A 1,780-nucleotide genomic window follows, 5' to 3' on the forward strand; every position below is an offset into this window, starting at 1 on the left:
ACTGGGAGAGAAACGATAAAGGACGCTATATGTCAGGCTACGGGCAAGCGTTAGAGCACATTGAACTGATTCTTCATGATGGTTACAGCCTGAAAACCTTTCTCATGTATTACTCTGATGAAAATAAAGATCGCGAGGGTAATGGCCCCGCTAAGATAAGTGGTTTTGAAGACAAATTAGTTGATAAATACTTACACCGAGACTCTCACTCTTGGGTAGCTTGTCCATACGTATCTGAAACTTGTTTGCCTGAAGAAATCGTTTCTCCAAATATCTACCTAGAGGGCGCTCATGAAGTTGTTTCAGTGAACTCATATGAGCGCAATTCCGCTGCTCGTCAGAGGTGCTTAGACGAGTATGGGTACAAGTGTAAGGCGTGTAATTTCGACTTTGAAGAGTTCTATGGAGATCGAGGCAGGCACTATATCCATGTGCATCATATCATTCCCCTAAAAGAGATCAGGAAAGAATACAGAGTAGATCCTATCAAGGACTTAGTACCTTTGTGCGCAAACTGTCATGCAATGGTTCATCGTTCGGAACCTGCATTGACTGTTAAAGATTTGAAAGGGCTAATAAAGAAATAATAATTTGGCTAACTCTTCTCATCCACTACACTGCGGTAAAACTAATTCCTATCTAGTCGCTTCAAACTGACTTCACTATTTCGAAAAATGGATATAAAACAATGTCTAAAATGGCGCTAAACTTCTTCGAAAATTACAAGTTTACGGTAAAATTCAACTTTGATGATAAAGACTTAACTGGTGTTCTTTGTCTTAATCAGTCTGGTATCCCAAGCCTTGAAATACACACAGATAATTACTTTCTACAGTTTGAAGAACGTAGAGTTATTCGAGAACCAATCACTTGTTATGAGATTGGTTCAAACAAGGTATTTACGCTACATCAATCAGAGCTTCAAAGAGGGGCGGTCATTATATGCGGGTTTGTCACTACAGGTGCCTCAATTCCGATTGATGTCGATTTGATAGAAGTACACCTAACTGGTATATCAACTTGGTTTGAAAGGTTACGAAGCTCTGAGATAACAGAAACAGAATTTAGGCGATGCACTTCTGTAGAAAAGTTCTCCGTTAATTTTAACTTCAAGAATAACGACTATACGATAGAAAATCATCGCTATGTGTCATCTACAGCAATGACATCAACCGAACATCACTTAAAAATACAAGATTGTTTTATCGTCAAAAAAACAAATGGTACGTTTACGCTAAACGAAGCAGAAAGTATTGCTTTAGAAATAAGAAGCCTTTTTTCACTTCTATTGGGATATTCCCTATCTATAAAAAAGCTTTATTTGATACCTTCAAAGAAGCGAGGTGACTATCAATCTCTTATTTTTCCAAGTGTTACTTATGAGGATAAACCGTTTGATTATTATCAAAAAACTCTTTGCCACGTTGACAATTTATTCAATTGGAACCTTTGGGAGTCAATTATACAAAGCTACTTCAAAGTTAAATCATTTCGAACAATTTGGAACCGTTTAATAATCCCTTTATCTCGTTCAAAATCTGGGACTTGGGAATATGCGATTCTATCTGTAGTTGTAACGCTTGAAATGTATTGTGAACAAGAGTCAAAAGGGAAAGGTCATAAATTAAATAGAGATAAATATAATGAACTAAAGTCACAGCTTAACAAAACCCTAGAAACATTTGTTGATGAGAATGTTCTTTCATCAGAGGATTTATCAGTCTTAGAAGGGTTTGAGATTGCTCTCTCTAATCTAAAAAATACATCTCACCCGACTCTT

Annotated in this window: 2 protein-coding genes; both read left to right on the plus strand. The window is 36.8% G+C overall.

The features are described from left to right. The coding region (locus RH88_RS13400) for an HNH endonuclease (protein WP_005596870.1) at window positions 1-587 on the plus strand (587 nt) is incomplete at its 5' end. Between the two features lie 101 nt (window positions 588-688). Continuing rightward, on the plus strand, window positions 689-1,780 hold a 1,092-nt coding region (locus RH88_RS13405; RefSeq protein ID WP_005596871.1), incomplete at its 3' end, for an ApeA N-terminal domain 1-containing protein.

The organism is Vibrio scophthalmi LMG 19158, from assembly GCF_000222585.1.
Classification (GTDB): Bacteria; Pseudomonadota; Gammaproteobacteria; order Enterobacterales; family Vibrionaceae; genus Vibrio; species Vibrio scophthalmi.